The sequence below is a fragment of the Lentzea alba genome (genome assembly GCF_047445655.1).
GTDB lineage: Bacteria > Actinomycetota > Actinomycetes > Mycobacteriales > Pseudonocardiaceae > Lentzea > Lentzea alba_A.
The window spans coordinates 1-19,702 of record NZ_JAJAEG010000061.1 but is presented as its reverse complement, the minus strand read 5'-3'; the positions used below and the strand labels follow the sequence as shown (position 1 = coordinate 19,702).

Below are 19,702 nucleotides of genomic sequence, written 5' to 3'. Positions count from 1 at the left end.
ACGAAGTGACCTCCGTCGAAATCGTGAGGTCACCGAACGCCGACCAGGTCAGCACGATCGCTGCTGACCTGGTCGCGGATTCGGTGCCGAGCAAGCTGACCGCGCAGGACCCGACCCTGTGGGGGCCGGAAGCCGAGTCCGAGGCGAGCATTCGCCTCTCGTGGACGACGTTGCACGAGACGTCCCGTTCACTGCTCCCCGAGCTCGTGGCCCTGCGCGCCGCACTGCACGCCGAGGGCGTCGACCGCGTTGTGCTCGCCGGAATGGGTGGCTCGTCGCTGGCCCCCGAGGTGATCACGCGGACCGCGGGCGTCCCGCTGGTCGTGCTGGACACCACCGATCCCGCCCAGGTCGCCGACGCACTCGCCGGTGACCTCGAGCGCACGGTGATCGTGGTGTCGTCCAAGTCCGGTGGCACTGTCGAGACCGACAGCCACCGGCGCATCTTCGAGAAGGCTTTCGCGGACGCCGGCATCGACGCCGCGTCGCGCATCGTGGTGGTCACCGACCCCGGTTCGCCGTTGCAGAAGGCGTCCGAGGAAGCGGGCTACCGCAAGGTGTTCCTGGCCGATCCGAACGTCGGTGGCCGTTACTCGGCGCTGACCGCGTTCGGCCTGGTGCCGTCGTACCTGGCCGGCGCGGACGTCGAGTCGCTGCTGGACGACGCGGCCGCCGAGGCCAAGGTCCTGTCGCAGGACTCGGTCGAGAACCCGGCGGTCGTGCTGGCCGCGATCTTCGGCGCCGCGCACGCGCACGGTGCGGAGAAGATCGTGTTCGCCGACACCGGTTCGGGTATCAAGGGGTTCGGTGACTGGGCCGAGCAGCTGATCGCCGAGTCGACCGGCAAGAACGGCACTGGCCTGCTGCCCGTCGTGGTCGAGGGACCCGGTGCCGAGGGCTTCGTGAACGCACGTTCGGACGCCACGACCGTCGCGATCGGACCGGCCACCGGTTCGTCCCACGTCGCTGTCGAGGGTCCGCTGGGCGCGCAGTTCCTGCTGTGGGAGTACGCGACCGCGCTCGTGGGCCGGGTGCTCGGCATCAACCCGTTCGACCAGCCCGACGTGGAGGCCGCGAAGAAGGCCGCGCGTGCGCTGCTCGACGCGCCGGCCGTCGCCGCCACCATGCCGTCCTTTGTGGACGGACCGGTCGAGGGTCACGGCACCGACTGGGCGCCGCGCAAGGTGAACACCGTCGCGGAAGCGCTTGCGGCGCTGGTTGAGGTGGCGCCCGAGTTCGGCTACATCTCCGTTCAGGCGTACTTGGACAGGATCGACGACGCGTCGTTCGAGTTGCTCCGCGCGGAGATCGCGAAGCGGACGCACCTGCAGACCACGTTCGGCTGGGGTCCGCGCTTCCTGCACTCGACCGGCCAGTACCACAAGGGCGGTCACCAGAACGGCGTGTTCATCCAGATCACCGGCGAGTCCGGCGACGACCTGGAGGTGCCCGGCCGTCCCTACACGCTGGCGCAGCTGCAGCTCGCGCAGGCGCTCGGCGACGGTCAGGTGCTGGTCGAACACGGTCGGCCGGTACTGCGGCTTCACCTCGAAGACCGCATCGCAGGTCTGGCCCAGCTCGTCGAGGCAGTCCAGGAGGACGGTTCGTGACCGACAAGTGGCGCAACCCGCTGCGGGACGCGCGCGACAAGCGCCTCCCCCGCATCGCGGGCCCGAGCGCGCTGGTCATCTTCGGTGTCACCGGTGACCTGTCGCGCAAGAAGCTGATGCCCGCGATCTACGACCTCGCGAACCGGGGTCTGCTGCCGCCGGGCTTCGGGCTCGTCGGCTTCGCCCGCCGCGACTGGGCCGACCAGGACTTCATGAAGGTCGTCCACGACGCGGTGAAGGAGCACGCGCGGACGCCGTTCAACGAGGCGGTCTGGCAGCAGCTCGCCGAGGGCATCCGGTTCGTGCAGGGCACGTTCGACGACGACGCGTCGTTCGACAACCTGGCCTCCTGCCTGGCGGCTCTGGACGCCGAGCGGGGCACGGGCGGCAACCACGCGTTCTACCTGTCGATCCCGCCGGGCGCGTTCCCGACGGTGATCAACCAGCTGAAGCGCGCGGGCCTCGCCCAGACTTCGCGTGACCAGTGGCGGCGGGTCGTCATCGAGAAGCCGTTCGGCCACGACCTCAAGTCGGCCAAGGAGCTGAACCGCACGGTCAACGAGGTCTTCCCCGAGGAGTCGGTGTTCCGCATCGACCACTACCTCGGCAAGGAGACCGTCCAGAACATCCTGGCGCTGCGGTTCGCGAACCAGCTGTACGAACCCATCTGGAACTCGAACTACGTCGACCACGTGCAGATCACCATGGCCGAGGACATCGGTCTCGGTGGCCGCGCCGGGTACTACGACGGCATCGGTGCGACTCGGGACGTCATCCAGAACCACCTGCTGCAGCTGCTCGCGCTGATCGCGATGGAGGAGCCGGTCTCGTTCAAGCCGGCCGACCTCCGCGCGGAGAAGGTGAAGATCCTCTCGGCGACGCGTCCCGCAGAGCCGTTCGAGGAGACCACCGCGCGCGGCCAGTACACGGGTGGTTGGCAGGGCGGTCAGAAGGTGCCCGGTCTGCTGGAGGAGGGCGGGTTCTCGCCCGAGTCGAAGACCGAGACGTTCGGCGCGATCACCTGCGAGATCAACACGCGTCGCTGGGCCGGGGTGCCGTTCTACCTGCGCACCGGCAAGCGTCTGGGCCGTCGTGTCACCGAGGTCGCCGTCGTCTTCAAGCGGGCGCCGCACCTGCCGTTCGACGACACCGCGACCGAGGAGCTCGGCCAGAACGCGCTTGTTGTGCGCGTGCAGCCGGACGAGGGCGTGACCATCCGGTTCGGCTCGAAGGTGCCGGGCAACACGATGGAGGTCCGCGACGTCACGATGGACTTCGGCTACGGCCACTCGTTCACCGAGTCGTCGCCGGAGGCCTACGAGCGGCTGCTGCTGGACGTGCTGCTCGGCGAGCCGTCGCTGTTCCCGAAGAACGACGAGGTCGAGCTGTCCTGGGAGATCCTGGATCCTGTTTTGGATTTCTGGGCTCGCAAGGACGAGCCGGCGTTGGAGAAGTACAAGGCAGGAACCTGGGGACCGCCGTCGGCGGACGCGATGACCGCCAGGACCGGAAGGCACTGGAGGCGTCCGTGATCATCGATCTTCCCTCGACCACCACGTCCCAGATCAACTCGCGTTTGGTTCGTCTGCGGGATGAGGGTGGCGCGACCACTTTGGGTCGCGTGCTGACGTTGGTCATCGTGACCGAGGACGGCCAGCGCACCGACGCCGCGATCGACGCGGCCAACGACGCCTCGCGCGAACACCCGTGTCGCGTGATCGTCGTGGCCCGCGGCGCTCGCCAGGCGGCTCCTCGCCTGGACGCGCAGATCCGCGTCGGCGGCGACGCGGGTGCGTCCGAGGTCGTGGTTCTGCGTCTGTACGGCGAGCTCGCCAAGGAGGGCGCGTCCTGCGTGATGCCGCTGCTCCTGCCGGACACCCCGGTCGTGGCGTGGTGGCCGTTCGACGCGCCGGTCTCGCCGTCGAAGGACCCGATCGGCCAGCTCGCGCAACGCCGCATCACCGACGCGGCCGCCGAGAAGAACCCGATCAAGGCCCTGGAGTCGCGCAAGGCGCACTACGCGCCCGGCGACACGGACCTGGCGTGGACGCGTCTGACGTTGTGGCGTGCCATGCTCGCCGCTTCGCTGGACCTGCCGCCGTACGACAAGATCACCGAGGCCGAGGTGACGGGCGAGGCCGACTCACCGTCCACGGATCTCCTGGCGGCCTGGCTGACGGACAAGCTCAAGGTGCCGGCGAAGCGCTTCAAGGCGACCTCGGGCGAGGGCATCGTGCAGGTCCGCCTGGGCCGCGCGTCCGGTGACGTGGACCTGCTCCGTCCGGACGGCAAGGTCGGCACGCTCTCGCAGCCGGGCCAGCCGTCACGCCGCGTCGCTCTGCAGCGCCGTTCGATCCGGGACTGCCTGGCCGAGGAGCTGCGCCGCCTCGACCCGGACGAGGTCTACGCGGCCGCTCTGAAGTCGCTGTCGAAGGTGGCGAAGGGCCGCGTGCCTTCCGCGAAGCCCGAAGAGGCAGCTGCCGAGTCGTCCAACGGCAAGGCCACCGCTGCCAAGAAGCCCAAGGCGAAGGCGAGTTCGTGAGCAATCCGCAAGTGGTGGTCCACCGCGACGGCGACCTTCTGGCCGCCGCCGCGGCGGCCCGCCTGGTGACCCGCATGGTCGACGCCCAGACCGCCCGCGGCTACGCGTCCGTCGTGCTGACCGGCGGCCGCACCGGCACCGCCGTCCTGGAACACCTGAACCGCAACGGCGCCCGCGATGCCGTGGACTGGTCTCGGGTCGATCTGTACTGGGGCGACGAGCGCTTCCTGCCTTCCGGCCACCCGGACCGCAACGAGACGCAGGCCCGCGCGGCTCTGCTGGACCACGTTCCGCTGGATCCCTCGCGCGTGCACGTGATGGAGCCTTCGGACGGCAAGTTCGGCGACGACCCGGAGGCCGCCGCTGAGGCGTATGCCTCCTTGTTGGCCTCTCTGGCTCGCCCCGAGGATCACGGCGACGTGCCTTCGTTCGACGTCTGCCTGCTGGGCGTCGGCGAGGAGGGCCACGTGGCTTCGGTGTTCCCCGCTTCTCCTGCTGTGTACGAGAAGGAGCGGACCGTCGTGGCGGTGCGCAACTGCCCGAAGCCGCCACCCACGCGCGTCTCGCTGACGTTGTCTTCGGTGCGGTGCGCGCAGGAGGTCTGGCTGATGACCACCGGCGAGGGCAAGGCTGCCGCGGTGGCGATGGGGCTGACCGGTGCCGGTGAGGTTCAGCTGCCGGCGGCTGGGGCCACTGGGCGGCGGCGGACGTTGTGGCTGCTGGACACTGCAGCTGCCTCGAAGGTGCCCGCGTTGTTCAAGCCACCGCTGGCTTGAGTTCTTCGGCCCCCGGCTTCGCGCCGGGGGCCTTCTTTTGTTGGGGGAAAACATGATTTCGGTTCGTGACGTCGACCTCTCCGACGCTGCGGCCATTCAGGAGATCAACCGCTCGGCCTTGGGCTACGAGTTCCCGTTGACGGACACGCGGGCTCAGTTGGAGCGGATCATCAAGGCGCCCAACGTGGTGCTGTTCGTAGCCGTGGACGGCGCCGACGTGCTGGGCTACATCCAGCTCAGCGACTACGAGAACACCTACCACCGCCCGTTGAAGAACCTCATCACCATCGCCATCTCGCCCCGCCACCAGCGCCGGGGCGTCGGCAAGCTCCTGCTCGACGCGGGCGAGGAGTGGGCGCGGGCAGACGGCGCGTCCGGGGTGCGCCTGGTGACCGGGCAGAACCGGTCGGGTGCTCGGGAGTTCTACGCCGCCAACGGTTATGAGGTCCGCAAGGAGCAGACCAACCTCATCAAGTGGTGGGCGTGACCGGCTTTCGCATCAGCAGGTAGATCTGCTGGAACTGCCGCTTGTCCCCCTCCTGCGGCTCCCGCACGAGCCGCGCGACCTCGCTGAATCCCGCCTGCCGCAACAACTCCGCGAGCCGGTCCGCCGACCACCGGTAGGCCGGTGAGACCTTGTGGTCGAACGTCTCCGGTTCCCGGTCGTCACCCGCGTAGAACCCGAGCAGCAGGTGCCCACCGCTCGCGAGCACCCGCTCGAACTCCGCGAACACCTGCGGCATCTGCGCCGGCGGCAGGTGGATGATGGAGAAGTTCGAGAGAATCCCGCCGAGCTCGGCGTCGGCGAGGTTCAGCGCGGTCATCGTGCCTTCCTCGAACCGCAGGTCCGGATGCGCTTTCTGGGCCAGGGCAACCATTTCGGACGACAGGTCGATGCCGAACGCCTCGGGCCCGAGCGAGTTCAGGTAAGCCGTGATGTGGCCGGGCCCGCAGCCGACGTCGGCGATCGGTCCGGCGTCGTGGGTCTGCACCAGTTCGGCGAACGCGGCGATCACCGAGCGTTCGAGCGGCATGGTTTTGAGGATGTCGCGGAAGGTGTCGGCGTAGAGGGTGGCGACGGCGTCGTAGGCGGCTTTGGTGTCGGGCACGACGGAGAACCTAGCGGCTCAGCAGTTCTTCCATGGCGCTTACCGGCAACGCGGGGTTGGCGGCGGCGGCGAAGGCTGCTTCCTCGTCCCGCAGGCACAGCAGCAACGTCTCCGGGGAAGCGTTGGGATGCTTGGCGATCTCGCGGCAAGCCTTCCCACCAGACCGGGCCATCCGGTGCAGCAGCTCGGGTGTGCAGCGTGGGTTCTGCGCGACACGGAAGAGGATCCGCGGATCGCCGTGCGCCGACAGGTCCTCCAGCTGGTCCACCGAAAGCGCCGGGTTGGCAGCGATTCCCGCACGCACCTCAGCTTCGGGGTCGCCGAGGAAGGTGGTGACCACATCAGGAGGCAGGTCGTGGCGGTACGCGGCCAGCCTCCGCACCTGCATCACGCGAGATGCGGCGAGCATGCGGATCTCGGCGACGGAAGCTGAGGCCACGCGCGGCACGTCGAAGGTGCGGGCGAGAGGTGCCAGTGAGACGAGCAGGTCCAGCGGGATCGACGGGTTCTGCACGATCATGCGCCGGATCTCGCGGTTCGACTTCCGAGCCAGCTCACGCAGCACGGCCTCAGGGGTGGCCGGGTCGCTCGCTCGTTGGGGAGTCTCGTCCTCCCAGGTGGGCTCGATCAGGCAGTCGTCCTCGACCGGCACCTGCTCGCTCCTGGCCGCGAGGAGATCCGCCTGCGTCGGCGTCAGGTCGGACCGGCGTACCAGGTACTCGTCAGAGAGCGGTCGTCCAGCGCGATCAGGCGCTCCAACAGGTACCCAGGCAGAGCCGGGTTGGACGCGAGGCCGCACAGAGCGTTCACCAACTCAACAACCCTTCCATCACGTGCACCGGCAACGACGGATTGGAAGCCGCAGGCCGTGCCGTGAACTCGCTCCCCAGCAGCTCGACGATCTTCTCCACCGGCAACCGAGGATGGCAGGCCGCCGCGTGCCGCGCTTGGGAATCCTCCAAACACAGCAACAAGGTCTCGCCACGAGCCTGAGGATGTTCGGCGATCGCCCGGTAGGTCTCGACCGAGGCAGAGCCCTGCAAAGCCATGTGGTGCAACAGATCCCCAGGGCACAAGGGATTCCGCGCGGCCCACGGGTACAGCGCAGGGCCGTCCCGCATGACCAGCCCACGAAGCTGAGCCACCGTCAACGAAGGATTGGTCACCAGCACAGAAGCAACGGAAGGGTCCGCGACCAACGACGAAAACAGGTCCGCGGGCAGATCAGGGCGTGCGGCGAGAAGCATCCGCGCGGAAACCCCGGACGAAGCCAGAACACGGAGTTCGGCCTCCGAAGCCGACGCGACACGGGGAACCAGCCCGGATCCGGCGCGCGAACCGGCCACGGAGATCAGCAACGACAAAGGAACCGCTGGATTGGCCACCAACCTGGACTGGATCCGCGGCCCGCCGACAGCGAGCTGGGAGTACACCGAAGCCGGCAGGTCCGTTCGCTCAGCCAGCCACAAATGCACCTGTGGAAACCGCATCAGATCCACCGCGACAGCCGTGGGCGTCGCGGGGTTCACCGCCAACGGGTACGCGCAGCGCTCGTCCGAACTCAGCCGCTCCAGCACGACAGCCGGCGTGGAAGAGCTCGAAGCCAGCGCCCGGCGCACCTCGACCTGAGGGTGCGTGCTCAACGCCAGAGCCAGCTCCGGCGGCACCGCGTGCGAGCGCACGACCTCGGCGACCACGTCGTCAGAGGAGTCCTGTACCAGCTGCAAGACGACGTCCGGAGACAACGAACATGATGCGAGCCGAACACGCACAGCAGGATCGGGATGCACGGCCAGAGAACGTGCAACGGCAGGAACAACCGAAGCCACCACCAGCGCGAACCAAGGGTCGGAAGTGGGCACCTCACAAGGCGAAACCCGGCCCGACGACAGCAGGACGGACGCGACCGCGGGAGAACGCGAGAGCAGAACACGCACGTGGGCACCACGAAGATCCGGGCGAAGAGCCAGGTCGAGGCTCACTGCCTCGTCCTCGACCAGCACCAACCGGTCCAGCAGTGAAGCGGGCAGCGCGGGGTTCGACGCCAGCCCCTCCAAAGCGGTATCCATCGGACCAATCCCCCGGGTAACGCGACGGGCATTCCCCCCGACAACGCGTATCATCCCGAATCGCGTTGAGTAGCGGGGGTTTTGTGGCGAACGGCAGTGCGAAGCGACGTCCCACCATCGGGATGATCACCGCTGGCCCGCTCATCGAGCTCGCGGGCGAGCAGTGGCGCGGTGTCAGCGACGGGGCTCAGTACCTCGGGTGCGACCTCGTGTGCTTCGTGGGCAGCGAACTGGACCACCCGGACCTGCACAAGCGGCGGGCGAACCGGGTGTACGACCTGATCTCGCCGAATCGGATCGATGCGCTCGTCGTGTGGACTACGCGCGTGGGGCAGCTCATCGGGTCGACGGGCATGCAGGAGTACGTCAAGCGGTACGCGCCGATGCCGATGGTCAGTGTGGAGACGTCTCTCGCGCAGTGGCCGACCATCTTGATGGACAACCAAGGCGGCATGGAACAGGCCGTTGACCACCTCATCGAGGTGCACGGGAAGCGCCGGATCGCGTTCATCAGGGGTCCGCAAACGCATGCGGGCGCCCAGGAGCGGTACCAGGGGTACGTGGACTCGCTGCTCAAGCACGGGATTCCGCTGGACCCCGAGCTGGTGACCATGCCCGGCTCGTTCATCTGGGAACCGAGCGGCGCGGCCGACGCGGTGCGCAAGATGCTTTCCCAGGTCGAAGTGCCGCCGGACGCGATCGCGGCCGCCAACGACGACTACGCGATCGGTGTCGTGTCGGCGTTGGAGGAGCACGGCTTCCGCACGCCAGAAGACATTGCCGTCGTCGGGTACGACAACCACACCAACGTCCGCACGCACGACCTCGGTTACGTCACCACCACCGGCGACGGGCACGAGGCGAGGGTCAGCCGCAAGGTGAACATCGACGCGGCGACGCCCGCGTTCACCACGGTGCGGGCGCCGTTCCACGAGATGGGTGTCCGGGCGGCGGAACTGGCGTTGGCGCTGGTCAACGGCGAGCCGACGCTGCCGATCCAGACGATGCCGACCGACCTGATCGTCAGGAGGTCGTGCGGCTGCCTGCCGTCCGGACTCGGCGACCACGCCCCCGCGCACGGCCGGCTGAACATCTCCGAGTCGGCGACCGCGGCCACGGTGGCGGACCACCTGCGCAGCTCGCTCGGGCCGTTGTCCACGAAGCTGCCGGACGGCTGGGCCGAGCAGCTGATCGTCGAACTGATGGCGGCGGGCCGTGGTGAGGTCGAGGGCGCGGAGTTCCTCAAGCTGCTGGCGATGTACATCCGCGCGAGTGCGCGCGCCGGGTGCGAGCCGGAGCGGTGGTGGCCACCGCTGTTCGACCTGCATCGGTTCGTGACGGCCCGCATCAGTGACGCCACGCTGATCAACGATCTGTGGCTGCGCGTGCAACTCCTTGTGGGCGATGCGTTCGCCACGGACGCACGCTTCAAATACCTCTCGCACGAACGCCACGACCAGACGGTGCGCGAAGCCGGCCAACGGCTCATCGCGGCACGCGACGTGGAGGAACTGACCGACGCGCTCGTCGACGAGCTCCCCCGGCTCGGCATCCCCGGCTGCCACGTCATGGCGTACGACACCGCGGGCACGGCGCGCGCGCTCGTGCGGTACGAGGACGGGGAACTCAAGGACACCCCCGAAAGCGCGTTCCCCGCCATCAACCTGACGCCGTACTCCTTCAGAAGGGACGAGCCGTTCAGCGCGTTGCTCGCCCCGCTCTACACCGACGACGACCACCTCGGGTACGTGATCTTCGAGGAAGGCCCGGAGCAGGGCTGGATCTACGAGGCCGTGCAGCAGCAGCTCAGCAGTGCGCTGCAAGGCATCCGGCTCATGCAAGAACTGAAGGACGCGCGCGCACGGCTCGAAGAACGCGTCGGCGAGACCGAGGCACAGCTGCGGCACGCGCAGAAGATGGAGGCCATCGGCCGGCTGACCGGTGGCATCGCGCACGACTTCAACAACATCCTGACGGTGGTGAACGGCAACAGCGAGATGCTGCTGCGGCGCACGCTCCAGGACGACCCGCGCCGCACGGCCATCGAGGACATCAGGCACGCCGGCGAACGGGCCGCGAACCTGACCAGGCAGCTGCTCGCGTTCACCCGCCAGCAGGTCCTGCACCCGGAGTCGCTGGACCTCCGCACCAACCTCACCAAGGTCCACTCGATGCTGCGCACGCTCGTCGGCGACCACATCGAGCTGGAGATGCACCTGCCGGAGCACGTCTCACAGGTGTGGGCGGACGCGGGCCAGGTCGAGCAGATCCTGTTCAACCTCGCGGTCAACTCCCGCGACGCCATGCCCGACGGCGGCACGCTGACCGTCTCGATCGCGGACGCCACGCTCGGCCACGGCGACACCGGCCGGATCGTCGGCGTGCGCCCAGGCGAGTACGTAGTGATGCGGGTCAACGACACGGGCGCGGGAATGGCACCGGACGTGCAGGCGCAGGTGTTCGAGCCGTACTTCACCACCAAACCGGTCGGCAAGGGCACCGGGCTCGGCCTGTCCACGGTGTTCGGCATCGTGCAGCAGTCCGGCGGCCAGATCGAGGTGATCAGCGCACTCGGCGAGGGCACGACGGTCGAGGTCTACCTGCCGGTGCCGCACGACCGCGACGGCACCCCCGAAGCACCGTGCGCGCGCCGCACCCCCGCACACCAGGGCGCGGGCACCGTGCTGCTGGTGGAGGACGACGCCCAGGTGCGGATCATGGCGCGGCGCTCGCTGGAGACCGCGGGCTACGCGGTGATCGAGGCGAGCGACGGCCAGGAGGCGCTGCAGCTGGCCACCGCGCACCGCAGCACGATCGACCTCGTGCTGACCGACGTCGTGATGCCGAAGATGGGCGGTCCCGAGCTGGTCCGGCTGCTGCGCTCGACCGGCGCCGCGCCCGCCGTGATCTACATGTCCGGGTACACGACGGACGAGGTCCTCGACGGCGAGGTGCTGATCACCAAGCCGTACGCGGAGTCAGAGCTGCTGGAACGCGTCCGTCAGATCCTGGATCAGGAGGCCTGAGCTCGCTTGGCCACGGCCTGGCGCACGATCTCGTCGAGCTTCTCGATGCGGAACGGCTTCTGCAGGTAGCCCGCGACGTCGTGGCCGGCGAACCGGCGCTCCAGTGATGTTCGGTCGTGTCCGCTGGTCAGCACGACAGGCACGGCGAGGCCCTCGCGCTCGACGACGGCCAGCACCTCCTCGCCGGACAGTCCCGGCATGCTGTGGTCGAGCAGCATCGCGCTGATCTCCGCGCGGCGGGCGCGGAGGATCTCGATCGCTTCGACACCGTCGCTGGCCTGCAGGACTGTGAAGCCGAGCTCCTCGAGCAGGCTGACGGTGTACCTCCGCACGGGGTCCTCGTCCTCGACCACGAGCACCAGCCCAGCTTGCGACATGCGCGTCAGTATGCCGGAAACTATTCGTTCCCTCAGCACCAGGTCTTCGACGAATTTTGGTAATTCTTCACGAACTGCTCCACCAGAGTGACATGGGCCATTTGGATCACACCATTGGTTGAGGGTCTGCGCTAACCTTCGCGGCACCGCTGCCGCTCCACGCTGAGAAAGAGGCACCAGGAAAGGCCAACTTCATGCGTAAAGCGACGGCAGCAGCCGCTCTGGCCGTGCTGTTCACATTGTCGTCCGCACCCGCGCACGCCGAGACAATTCCTTCGGACCGGGTGACGATCGACGTGGTGACGGTGAACGGTTCCGGGTGCAAGCAGGGCACCGCGGAAGTGATCGTCTCTTCGGACAACACCTCGTTCTGGGTGATCTACAGCGACTACCTCGCCCAGGCCGGCAAGGGTGCCGGAGCGACCGACTTCCGGAAGAACTGCCAGCTCAACCTGCAGATCAACACCCCGCAGGGCTTCACTTACGGCATCGCGCAGGCAACGTACGCGGGCTTCGCACACCTCGAACGCGGCGCGACCGGGCATCAGGGCGTGAACTACTACTTCCAAGGTTCGTCAGCGAACAACTTGAAGAAGCACACGTTCACCGGGCCGTTCGACGACAACTGGTCGGTCACTCACCGAACCGAGTTCGCGGACATCGTCTACGCACCGTGCGGCGAGAAGCGGAATCTCAACGTCAACAGCGCCCTGCGCGTTGACAAGGGAACGTCGGATGCCAATACAAACAGTTTCATGACGATGGACTACACGCGGGGAGAAGTGCGCACCCTGTTCAACTTCTCCTGGAAGCGTTGCTGATTTTTCAACCCTGGCCGCCGCCACCTTGAAACTCGCCGCCACACCACCCTGCGAGACGCGTCGGAAAGGTCCCTCATGCTCAACGCGGTTGCCGCTGCCCTGCTGGCTTCGTCCATCATCATCCCGCCCGGCGCACCGAACGACACGCCGCCGCCCGACCACATCACGATCGACATCGTCACGATCAACGGCTCCGGCTGCCCGGCAGGCACGGCCGCCGTCGCGGTGTCCGAGGACAACAAGGCCTTCACCGTCACCTACAGCGACTACCTGGCCCAGCTCGGCGTCGGTGCCAGCCCGACCGACTTCCGCAAGAACTGCCAGATCAACCTGCGCGTGAACGTCCCGCAGGGCTTCACCTACGGCATCGCTCAAGCCGACTACAGAGGGTTCGCGCACCTGGAGCGCGGCGCCTACGCCATCCAGAAGGCCAACTACTACTTCCAGGGCATGTCGCAGAACGACACGGCCACCCACCGGTACAACGGCCCGCACAGCGACGACTGGCAGGCCACCGACACGACCGAGATCGCCGCGATCGTCTACTCCCCCTGCGGCGAGCGGCGGAACTTCAACATCAACACCGAGCTCCGCGTCTACAAGGGCACCTCGGACACGACCACGACGACGAGCTTCGTCTCGATGGACTCGACCGACGGCGCCATCGACACGACCTACCGTTTCTCCTGGAAGCGCTGCCCCTAGTGTCGTGACCGGCAGCCTTAGCCCCCGCATGTCGGTGTCCAGACGGGTGCATCGTGANTTCGTCTCGATGGACTCGACCGACGGCGCCATCGACACGACCTACCGTTTCTCCTGGAAGCGCTGCCCCTAGTGTCGTGACCGGCAGCCTTAGCCCCCGCATGTCGGTGTCCAGACGGGTGCATCGTGATGCCGGCCCCGCGTCCTCGTCCTGGTTGGCTGTGTTGGTTGCTGGGCGCGGGGACGTGCCGCGAGGCGCCCTGCTGGGCGCCGGAATACGCGGTGAAGGTTGCCGGTCACGGCACTACGTAGTGCCTTGACTACCGCACGCGTCCTTCGGGGCGTGTGCGGTAGCACATATGTGAGCCCTGCGCCGTACCAATCCACGTCAAAGGGCGTCTTAACCCCTGACGGGGCAGGTCGGGGTGAAGGGGCAGCCAATGCCAACCGCTGCATACGCGCAGTACGGTGAGGACCGAACGCCTGACAGGGGAGGCCGGATCCTGACCACCACGCTGCTTCCGGCACGCCGGAAGACCGACACCGAGGTCAGCTCGCGCAAGTCGCTGCTCAGCGACTACCGCATGGTCCTGCTCGACGTGGGACTCGTGCTGATAGCGCTGCTCGACGCCTGGCTGCGGATGCGGTGGGTCAAGGCCGACCCGGTGGGCCTGCCCGAGGTGCCGTTCCACTCCGAGTGGCTGTCCTGGATCTCGGCGATCGTGCTGATCGGCCGGCGCCGCTTCCCGTTCCTCATCGCCCTGCTGACCATCCCCGGCTTCTTCACCGGCTTCGCGCAGCTCGCCGCGATGATCGCGCTCTACACGGTGGCGCGCCGCTACCTGACGTCCTGGCAGACCAAGGTCGCCGGGGTGCTGTTCTGGCTGAGCTACTTCATGGCGTGGCCGCCGTCGGAGTTCATCGAGCGACCGCCGTACGGCCACTTCGCCTCGGCGATCGGTGGCTTCATCATCGCGGGCCTGCCGATCGCCGTCGCCCTGTTGGCGCACGCACGCCAAGAGCTGTCCAATCGCATCGTTGAGCTCGCCGAGTCACGCGAGAGAGAGCGTGTGCTGCACGCGCACGCCATCAGAGCGGACGAACGGGCAAAGCTCGCCCGCGAGATGCACGACGTCGTCTCCCATCAGGTCAGCCTCATCGCCATGCAGGCCGGAGCGCTGCGCATGGCGCTCGCCAACGCCGAGCACAAGCAGGTCGCGGGCACCATCCGCACGTTGTCGACCCGCACTCTCGACGAACTCCGTCAGCTCGTGTCGGTCCTGCGCACTACGGAGGACAGCCAGCCGGGCGTCGAGGAGCTGTCCGAACTTGCCGCCGACGCGGGCTTCGAGGTGTCCATGCAGGTCAAGGGTGCGGTCGAGGACCTCGCCGCACCGGTGTCGGGTGCCGTCTACCGGACGGTGCAGGAGGCCCTGACCAACATCCGCAAGCACGCCGCCGGGTCGTCGGCGACCGTGCTGATCGACGCCGACGAGGACGACGTGCTGGTCGAGGTGCGCAACACCGCGTCCGGCACGTCGTCGTCGCTGCCCAGTGGAGGCCACGGCCTGGTCGGCCTCCGCGAGCGCGCCGCCCTGCTCGGCGGTGAGTTCTCCGCCGGGCCGACCGAGGAGGGCGGCTTCCTCGTTTCAGCGTCGTTCCCCAAGCAACGGATCGTCGCCGACTAACTGTCGTGCCGACTAACGGTCGTGCTGACTAACGGTTGTGCCGCTGGAACGCGTAGAAGGACTTCTTCGGTTCCAGCCGGTACGGCGAGTTGTCGTCGTCGAACCGCTCACGGATCGGCCTGAACAGGCCGTACGACGCCATGTCGTAGTCGCGGTCGCGGCACGTCGGGTGGTGCGGCGAGTCCGGTGAGATCGCCGAGTACAGGTGCGCGCCCGCGACGTCCGGCTGGGTGCCGAACACGCGCAGCATGCGAGCGACGTGCTCGGCCTGCTCACGTTCGTCGCGCTCGAAACCCGGCTTGATCACGGGCGGGTCGGCCTCGTAGTCGACGATGTCCCATCCCATCCCGCCGGCCTTCGCCGCACCCGTGAAGGTGCAGCAGCCGAACTCCAGGATCATCAGCGGCTTGCCCCAGCGCCGGTACTTGTCGAGGTCCGTCGTGTACTCGGCATCGGTCTCGAAGTGCGCGTAGTAGTCGAGGCCGACGATGTCGAACAACGACCAGTCGTTCCACATCGCGTCGGCACCGGCGGCGGCACCGTAGGTGATCCGGCCGTGGAACTCGCGGCGGGTGACCTCGACGGCCTTGGCCATGAACTCGCGGAACCGCCGGACGATCGCGGGCCAGTCCGACTGCGGGATCGACGGCATGTTCTCGATGCGCTCGAGGAACGTGTCGCCGGGGACGATGCCCGGCGTGAACAGGAAGTGCTCGCAGCCGGTGACGAACTTGACGTTGTCGCCGGTCCGCCTGCGCTCGGCCTGACGTGCGGCCTCGGCCATGTGCGCCAGGATCTCGGTCTGCGGGTGGTCATAGAACCTGGGCTGCACGAACACCTGCATGCCACGGCGTAAGGCCGCGTCCGTCGTCTCGGCGAGGCGGCCGAGGTCGCTGCCGAACGCCGTGATCGACGGGCAGCGCAGGTCGTTGGCGATCATGGCGATCTCACGTTCGAGCAGCTGACGGCTCCACCGCACGCGGCTGAGTGGCTCCCCTGCCGCGTGGAGGACGCCGGTGTCGTAACAAACGCCGCCACGCAGCCTGCCGGCCGCGCGACCTGCTCCCCCGGCGGCGACCGCCGTACCCCCGCCCAGTCCCAGCAGCGCCGCGGCACCGGCGAGTGACCTCAGAAACACCTTTCGGTTGATCATCTTTCCCCCTGACTAGTTGCTCAACTAGGCTACTGGTCATGCAACCAGAAAATCGGTCGGGCGGCCAGAAGCGCAGCTTCATCGAGGACGCCCGGCGCGGTCAGATCGTCGCCGCGACCATCGCGACGATCGCCGAGATCGGGTACGCGAAGGCGTCGTTCGTGCAGATCGCGCAGCGTGCGGACATCAGCCCGGGGCTGATCACGTACCACTTCGCCAAGCGCGAAGAACTGATGAAGCAGGTCATGCTGACCGTGCACGACTCGATGGACCACGCGCTGAGCGCGCGCACCGAGGGTTCGGAGAGCTACTGCGCCGCGCTAAGAGGTCTGATCGAGGGCTTCGTCCACTACTGCGCAGAGCACCCGGCCGAGCTGATCGCCATCAGCCAGATCGCCGCGGCCGCCCGCGACGCCGAGGCCGCGAGGACGTGGGCCGAGGAGCAGAACGCCAGCACGCTGACCGAGCTGGAGGACATGTTCCGCGAGGGTCAGGAACAGGGCGAGTTCCGGGAGTTCGCGCCGCGCGTGATGGCCGTGTCGGTGCTGGCCGCGATGGAGGCCACGCCGGCCGAGCTCTGGGCCCGGCCGGACACCGACGTCACGGCCTACGCGAAGGAACTGGCAGACCTGTTCGAACGAGCGGTCAGGGACGCTTAGACGCCAGTGAAGCGCTGAGGCCCGCCGCCGCACCGAGCACACCGCACGTCAACGCGATGGGCAGCGTCGGCTCGTGCTTCAGCAACACCGAGACCAGCAACCACACGGCCAGACCGAGCCCGAACCCGAGCGGCACCGACGCGATCACCGCCGCCATCCCGGTCTGCCGCTTGCGCAGCGCCCGCAGGTTCGACTCCAGGTACGCCAGCGTGAAGAGCAGCAACAGCGCCGACCCGGTGCCCATGATGCTCAGCCACGGCGTCCGGTCGGACCCGAGCAGGAACGCCTTCTGCGTGCCGTCCGGAGCCTCCACGGTCGCCGACACCACCCCGCCCACGATCCACCGCGTGGCGCCCGGCAGCTCGAAGCCCTCGGGTCCACGCGTCGGCACGTCGGCGAGCGGGATGCCCGCCAGCGTCACCTGCAGCCGCGTGCCCTCCTCCTTCACCGGGCCTGCGAGGTCCTGAGTGATGACGACCTGCGACGGGTCGACGGACGTCATGAACGGCACGGTCACCAGTGCCAGCAACGCGACCGCGGCCACCAGCCAGAGCGCCCACGGCGTGGTGGGCGGCTTGATCACCGACGAGGCCGGCACCAGCGTGCTGCTGCCGCTGAGCCGCGCGGCCGGGATCGGGTCGACCAGCGTGGCCCGGATCGGTTGTTGCGTCAGAGAAGCCGTGTCGCGCTCGACGGGCCGCAACGACGGGCGCGTGGACGACGCCGACACCTGCGGTGCGAGGTGCACGGGCATGCCGAGGCGCATCAACCAGTCCGAACCGAACAATGCGCCCGCCGCCGCGGACAGGTCGATCGCGAACGTCTCCGCGTTGCGATACCGCGCCGACGGGTCCCGCGCGATGCTGCGCATCACCACGCCCGCAAGGGGTTCCGGCACGTTCTGCAACGGCCGCGGCTCCTGGTACACCCGCTTCTGGATCATCGCGATCGGGCCGCCACCGCGTTCGAACGGCAGATCGCCGCTCAACAGCTCATAGAGCACCGTGCCGGTCGCGTAGACGTCCGCCGCCGGCGTCAACGCGTTGCCCATCGCCTGTTCCGGCGCGATGTACGCGGGTGTGCCGAGCACCGCGCCGCCGTGCGTCACGAGCGTGGCACCCTCCGACACCACCTGCGAGATGCCGAAGTCCGCCACCTTCACCACGCCGGTCGCGGTGAAGAGCAGGTTCTTCGGCTTCACGTCCAGGTGCAGCACACCCGCCTCGTGCGCCGCGTGCAGACCGGACAACGCGGCCAGCACGATGCCGCACGACTGCTGCGCGGTGAGGCCGTCGGAGGAGAACCGCGACCAGACCGTGCCGCCGTCGAGGCGTTCCATCACCAGCAGGTGCTCGCCCTGCTGCCGGACGTAGTCGTACACGGGCACGATGTGCGGGTGGTCGAGCCGGGCCAGCAACCGCGCCTCGTGCTCGAAGCGCTCGCTCATCCGCGGGTCCTCGGCCACCGCGTGCGGCAGCCGTTTGATCGCCACCGGACGGCCGAGCTGGCGGTGCACGCCGCCGTAGACGACGCCCATCCCGCCCTCGCCGATCTGCTCGCCGACGGCGTACTGCGGCAGGGCGGCGACCACACTGGACAAAGTCACCGTTGAATCCTCACGGTATCCATTTCGGACGGTTGCTGCTCACCGGGATGCGGTGTCACATAGCCAAGAACAAACGCCGCGGCCGCCGCGCCCAGGATGAACGGGATCTCGGCCGACGGCGACGGCGCCACCAGTCGCAGCACCGACAACGAGATCACCGCGATGAGCCCGGTCCCGATCCCGGCCGGCAGGAACCGCATCGCCCGTTGCCAGCGGTTGTGGGGCAGGCGGCGGCGGGCCAGGGCGATCAGCGCGCCTGCCCACGACAACGCCGTCAGCACCAGCACGCCCAGCCCGAACGCGCCGTACACCGACCACAGCGACCCGCGGATGTCACCGGTCGTCTCGACCGACGCGATGGACTCCCGTTGCACGTCGATGACCTCAACCGTGACCGGAAGGAGACCAATGGCCTGCGAACCGAGGTCACTGGGGTCGAGCGGGAACGAGCGCGTCTCCTCGGACTTCGGCGGCACGTCGAACGGAACCGTTGTGTCGTAGGCGAAGAAGGTCAACGCGAGCGCGGTGCCGCTGATCCGCACGGTCTTCACGCGCTGCACGGTGTTCGTGTTGTTGCGGACCGTGACCGAGACCTTCGCGGCCTTCTCGGGGTCCAGCACGAGGGTCCCTGCTCCAACCGGCCTACCGTCCACATCGGCCTCGAGCTGAACAGACCCGTCCTGTGCGGACGCCGTTGACGGCAGCAGCATAATTCCGCACCACAGCAGTAAACCTGCACCGGCCATGCGACGTCTCACTAGCGCACCTTAGGTTCTGATCCGGGGAGAGGGAATGCGGTCTTTAGGCTTACTCGTGGCCATCACGGCCGGTGTTACGGTGCTGAGCGCCACACCGGCGACGGCCCAGCAGCCGCCGACGCTCTCGGCGAGCCCGAACGCCGGCGCCCCCGGATCGGCCTTCAAGGTCGCGTGGACCGGGATCTTCTACGACCCGGACTGCACGAGCTATGCGATGCGCGTCCTGTGGGACGGCAAGACGGTAGTGGGCAGCGGCACTGGTACAGGTCGCGGAACAGGTTCCGGTTCGGCAACGGTTCCGTCCAACGCCACGGCCGGTAGCCACCGCGTCACGGTCCAGGCGACGTCCTGCCCGGCCGGGTCGGCGTCCACGACGTTCACGGTCCGCATCCCGCCGACCACCACCACGACGCCGCCACGGCCCACGACGACGACCACGCAGCCGCCCGTCACGCAGCCACCGGTGACGAACCCGCCCGTGACGCGTCCGCCCGTGACGAACCCGCCGCGCACGACCACGACCACCACCACTCCGCCCGTCACCACGACGACGACCACGGACACACCGTCGTCCTCCTCGGAGACGCCGTCCTCCAGCGAGCCGTCCGACCCCGGCGACGGCGTGCTGGTGCTCGACAAGGACAACATCCAGCCCGGCGAGGACCTGACCGCGACCGGCACCGGCTGCCCCAAGGGCGCTGCCGTCACGCTGAAGTCGCTCGGTCAGGACGTCGGCAAGGCCGTCGCCGACGAGAACGGCGAGTTCACGTCGCCGGTGAAGTTCGCGAGCATCGAGCCCGGCCGGC

At 68.2% G+C, this 19,702-nt stretch carries 17 protein-coding genes and 1 pseudogene; 11 read left to right on the top strand and 7 right to left on the bottom strand.

From position 1 onward, the window contains the following. The first annotated feature begins 5 nt into the window (after positions 1-5). The 5 genes from LFM09_RS48370 to LFM09_RS48350 are packed head-to-tail and all read left to right on the top strand — an operon-like array spanning position 6 to position 5,415. Complete coding sequence (locus LFM09_RS48370; RefSeq protein ID WP_414103418.1) at positions 6-1,610, top strand: glucose-6-phosphate isomerase; 1,605 nt, start codon at positions 6-8, stop codon at positions 1,608-1,610. Then, on the top strand, positions 1,607-3,142 hold the full coding sequence (zwf, locus tag LFM09_RS48365) for a glucose-6-phosphate dehydrogenase (RefSeq protein WP_414103417.1): 1,536 nt from the start codon (positions 1,607-1,609) through the stop codon (positions 3,140-3,142). The genes LFM09_RS48370 and zwf overlap by 4 nt, the downstream gene beginning before the upstream one ends. Further along, positions 3,139-4,152 (top strand): glucose-6-phosphate dehydrogenase assembly protein OpcA, encoded by a 1,014-nt coding sequence (gene opcA / locus LFM09_RS48360; protein WP_414103416.1) that lies wholly within the window; start codon positions 3,139-3,141, stop codon positions 4,150-4,152. The genes zwf and opcA overlap by 4 nt, the downstream gene beginning before the upstream one ends. After that, complete coding sequence (pgl, locus tag LFM09_RS48355; protein ID WP_414103415.1) at positions 4,149-4,928, top strand: 6-phosphogluconolactonase; 780 nt, start codon at positions 4,149-4,151, stop codon at positions 4,926-4,928. The genes opcA and pgl overlap by 4 nt, the downstream gene beginning before the upstream one ends. A 52-nt stretch (positions 4,929-4,980) precedes the next feature. Beyond that, complete coding sequence (locus LFM09_RS48350) at positions 4,981-5,415, top strand: GNAT family N-acetyltransferase (RefSeq protein ID WP_414103414.1); 435 nt, start codon at positions 4,981-4,983, stop codon at positions 5,413-5,415. Here the strand turns inward: LFM09_RS48350 and LFM09_RS48345 are convergent. From LFM09_RS48345 to LFM09_RS48335, 3 genes are all read right to left on the bottom strand, one after another. Further along, the gene (locus LFM09_RS48345; protein WP_414103413.1) at positions 5,399-6,037 is read right to left on the bottom strand and encodes a class I SAM-dependent methyltransferase; all 639 of its coding nucleotides are present in this window, start codon (positions 6,035-6,037) and stop codon (positions 5,399-5,401) included. The genes LFM09_RS48350 and LFM09_RS48345 overlap by 17 nt on opposite strands. A gap of 10 nt (positions 6,038-6,047) precedes the next feature. After that, the gene (locus LFM09_RS48340) at positions 6,048-6,689 is read right to left on the bottom strand and encodes a hypothetical protein (protein ID WP_414103412.1); all 642 of its coding nucleotides are present in this window, start codon (positions 6,687-6,689) and stop codon (positions 6,048-6,050) included. Between the two features lie 154 nt (positions 6,690-6,843). After that, positions 6,844-8,106 (bottom strand): hypothetical protein, encoded by a 1,263-nt coding sequence (locus LFM09_RS48335; RefSeq protein ID WP_414103411.1) that lies wholly within the window; start codon positions 8,104-8,106, stop codon positions 6,844-6,846. Positions 8,107-8,228: 122 nt separating this feature from the next. On the opposite strand from LFM09_RS48335, the gene LFM09_RS48330 reads away from it, so the two are divergent. Next, complete coding sequence (locus tag LFM09_RS48330; protein ID WP_414103410.1) at positions 8,229-11,132, top strand: substrate-binding domain-containing protein; 2,904 nt, start codon at positions 8,229-8,231, stop codon at positions 11,130-11,132. On the opposite strand, the gene LFM09_RS48325 is transcribed toward LFM09_RS48330, so the two are convergent. Further along, the gene (locus LFM09_RS48325) at positions 11,120-11,509 is read right to left on the bottom strand and encodes a response regulator (RefSeq protein WP_414103409.1); all 390 of its coding nucleotides are present in this window, start codon (positions 11,507-11,509) and stop codon (positions 11,120-11,122) included. The genes LFM09_RS48330 and LFM09_RS48325 overlap by 13 nt on opposite strands. A 194-nt stretch (positions 11,510-11,703) precedes the next feature. Between LFM09_RS48325 and LFM09_RS48320 the strand changes: the two genes are divergently transcribed. From LFM09_RS48320 to LFM09_RS48310, 3 genes are all read left to right on the top strand, one after another. Beyond that, on the top strand, positions 11,704-12,330 hold the full coding sequence (locus LFM09_RS48320) for a DUF4360 domain-containing protein (RefSeq protein ID WP_414103408.1): 627 nt from the start codon (positions 11,704-11,706) through the stop codon (positions 12,328-12,330). Positions 12,331-12,405: 75 nt separating this feature from the next. Continuing rightward, positions 12,406-13,035 carry a DUF4360 domain-containing protein gene (locus LFM09_RS48315; RefSeq protein WP_414103407.1) on the top strand — a complete coding sequence of 210 codons (630 nt, stop codon included), beginning with the start codon at positions 12,406-12,408 and terminating at the stop codon, positions 13,033-13,035. Positions 13,036-13,472: 437 nt separating this feature from the next. Continuing rightward, on the top strand, positions 13,473-14,720 hold the full coding sequence (locus LFM09_RS48310) for a sensor histidine kinase (protein ID WP_414103406.1): 1,248 nt from the start codon (positions 13,473-13,475) through the stop codon (positions 14,718-14,720). A 28-nt stretch (positions 14,721-14,748) separates the two neighbouring features. Here LFM09_RS48310 and LFM09_RS48305 read toward each other — a convergent pair whose 3' ends face one another. Next, positions 14,749-15,873: an abortive phage infection protein gene (locus tag LFM09_RS48305; protein ID WP_414103405.1), complete on the bottom strand. Its 1,125-nt coding sequence runs from the start codon at positions 15,871-15,873 to the stop codon at positions 14,749-14,751. A gap of 38 nt (positions 15,874-15,911) precedes the next feature. On the opposite strand from LFM09_RS48305, the gene LFM09_RS48300 reads away from it, so the two are divergent. Continuing rightward, positions 15,912-16,532, top strand: a complete 621-nt coding sequence (locus tag LFM09_RS48300) for a TetR/AcrR family transcriptional regulator (RefSeq protein ID WP_414103404.1) — start codon at positions 15,912-15,914, stop codon at positions 16,530-16,532. Here LFM09_RS48300 and LFM09_RS48295 read toward each other — a convergent pair. Both LFM09_RS48295 and LFM09_RS48290 read right to left on the bottom strand, forming a co-directional pair. Continuing rightward, a complete protein-coding gene (locus tag LFM09_RS48295; RefSeq protein WP_414103403.1) occupies positions 16,519-18,138 on the bottom strand; it encodes a serine/threonine-protein kinase in 1,620 nt (539 codons plus the stop codon). The two genes, LFM09_RS48300 and LFM09_RS48295, sit on opposite strands and share 14 nt — an antisense overlap. Next, entirely contained in the window at positions 18,135-18,758 is a 624-nt protein-coding gene (locus LFM09_RS48290) for a hypothetical protein (protein WP_414103402.1), read from the bottom strand. Before LFM09_RS48290 ends, LFM09_RS48295 begins: the two co-directional genes overlap by 4 nt. Before the next feature lie 172 nt (positions 18,759-18,930). Between LFM09_RS48290 and LFM09_RS48285 the strand changes: the two are divergent. Beyond that, a pseudogene (locus LFM09_RS48285) lies at positions 18,931-19,702 on the top strand (hypothetical protein); the annotation flags it as partial.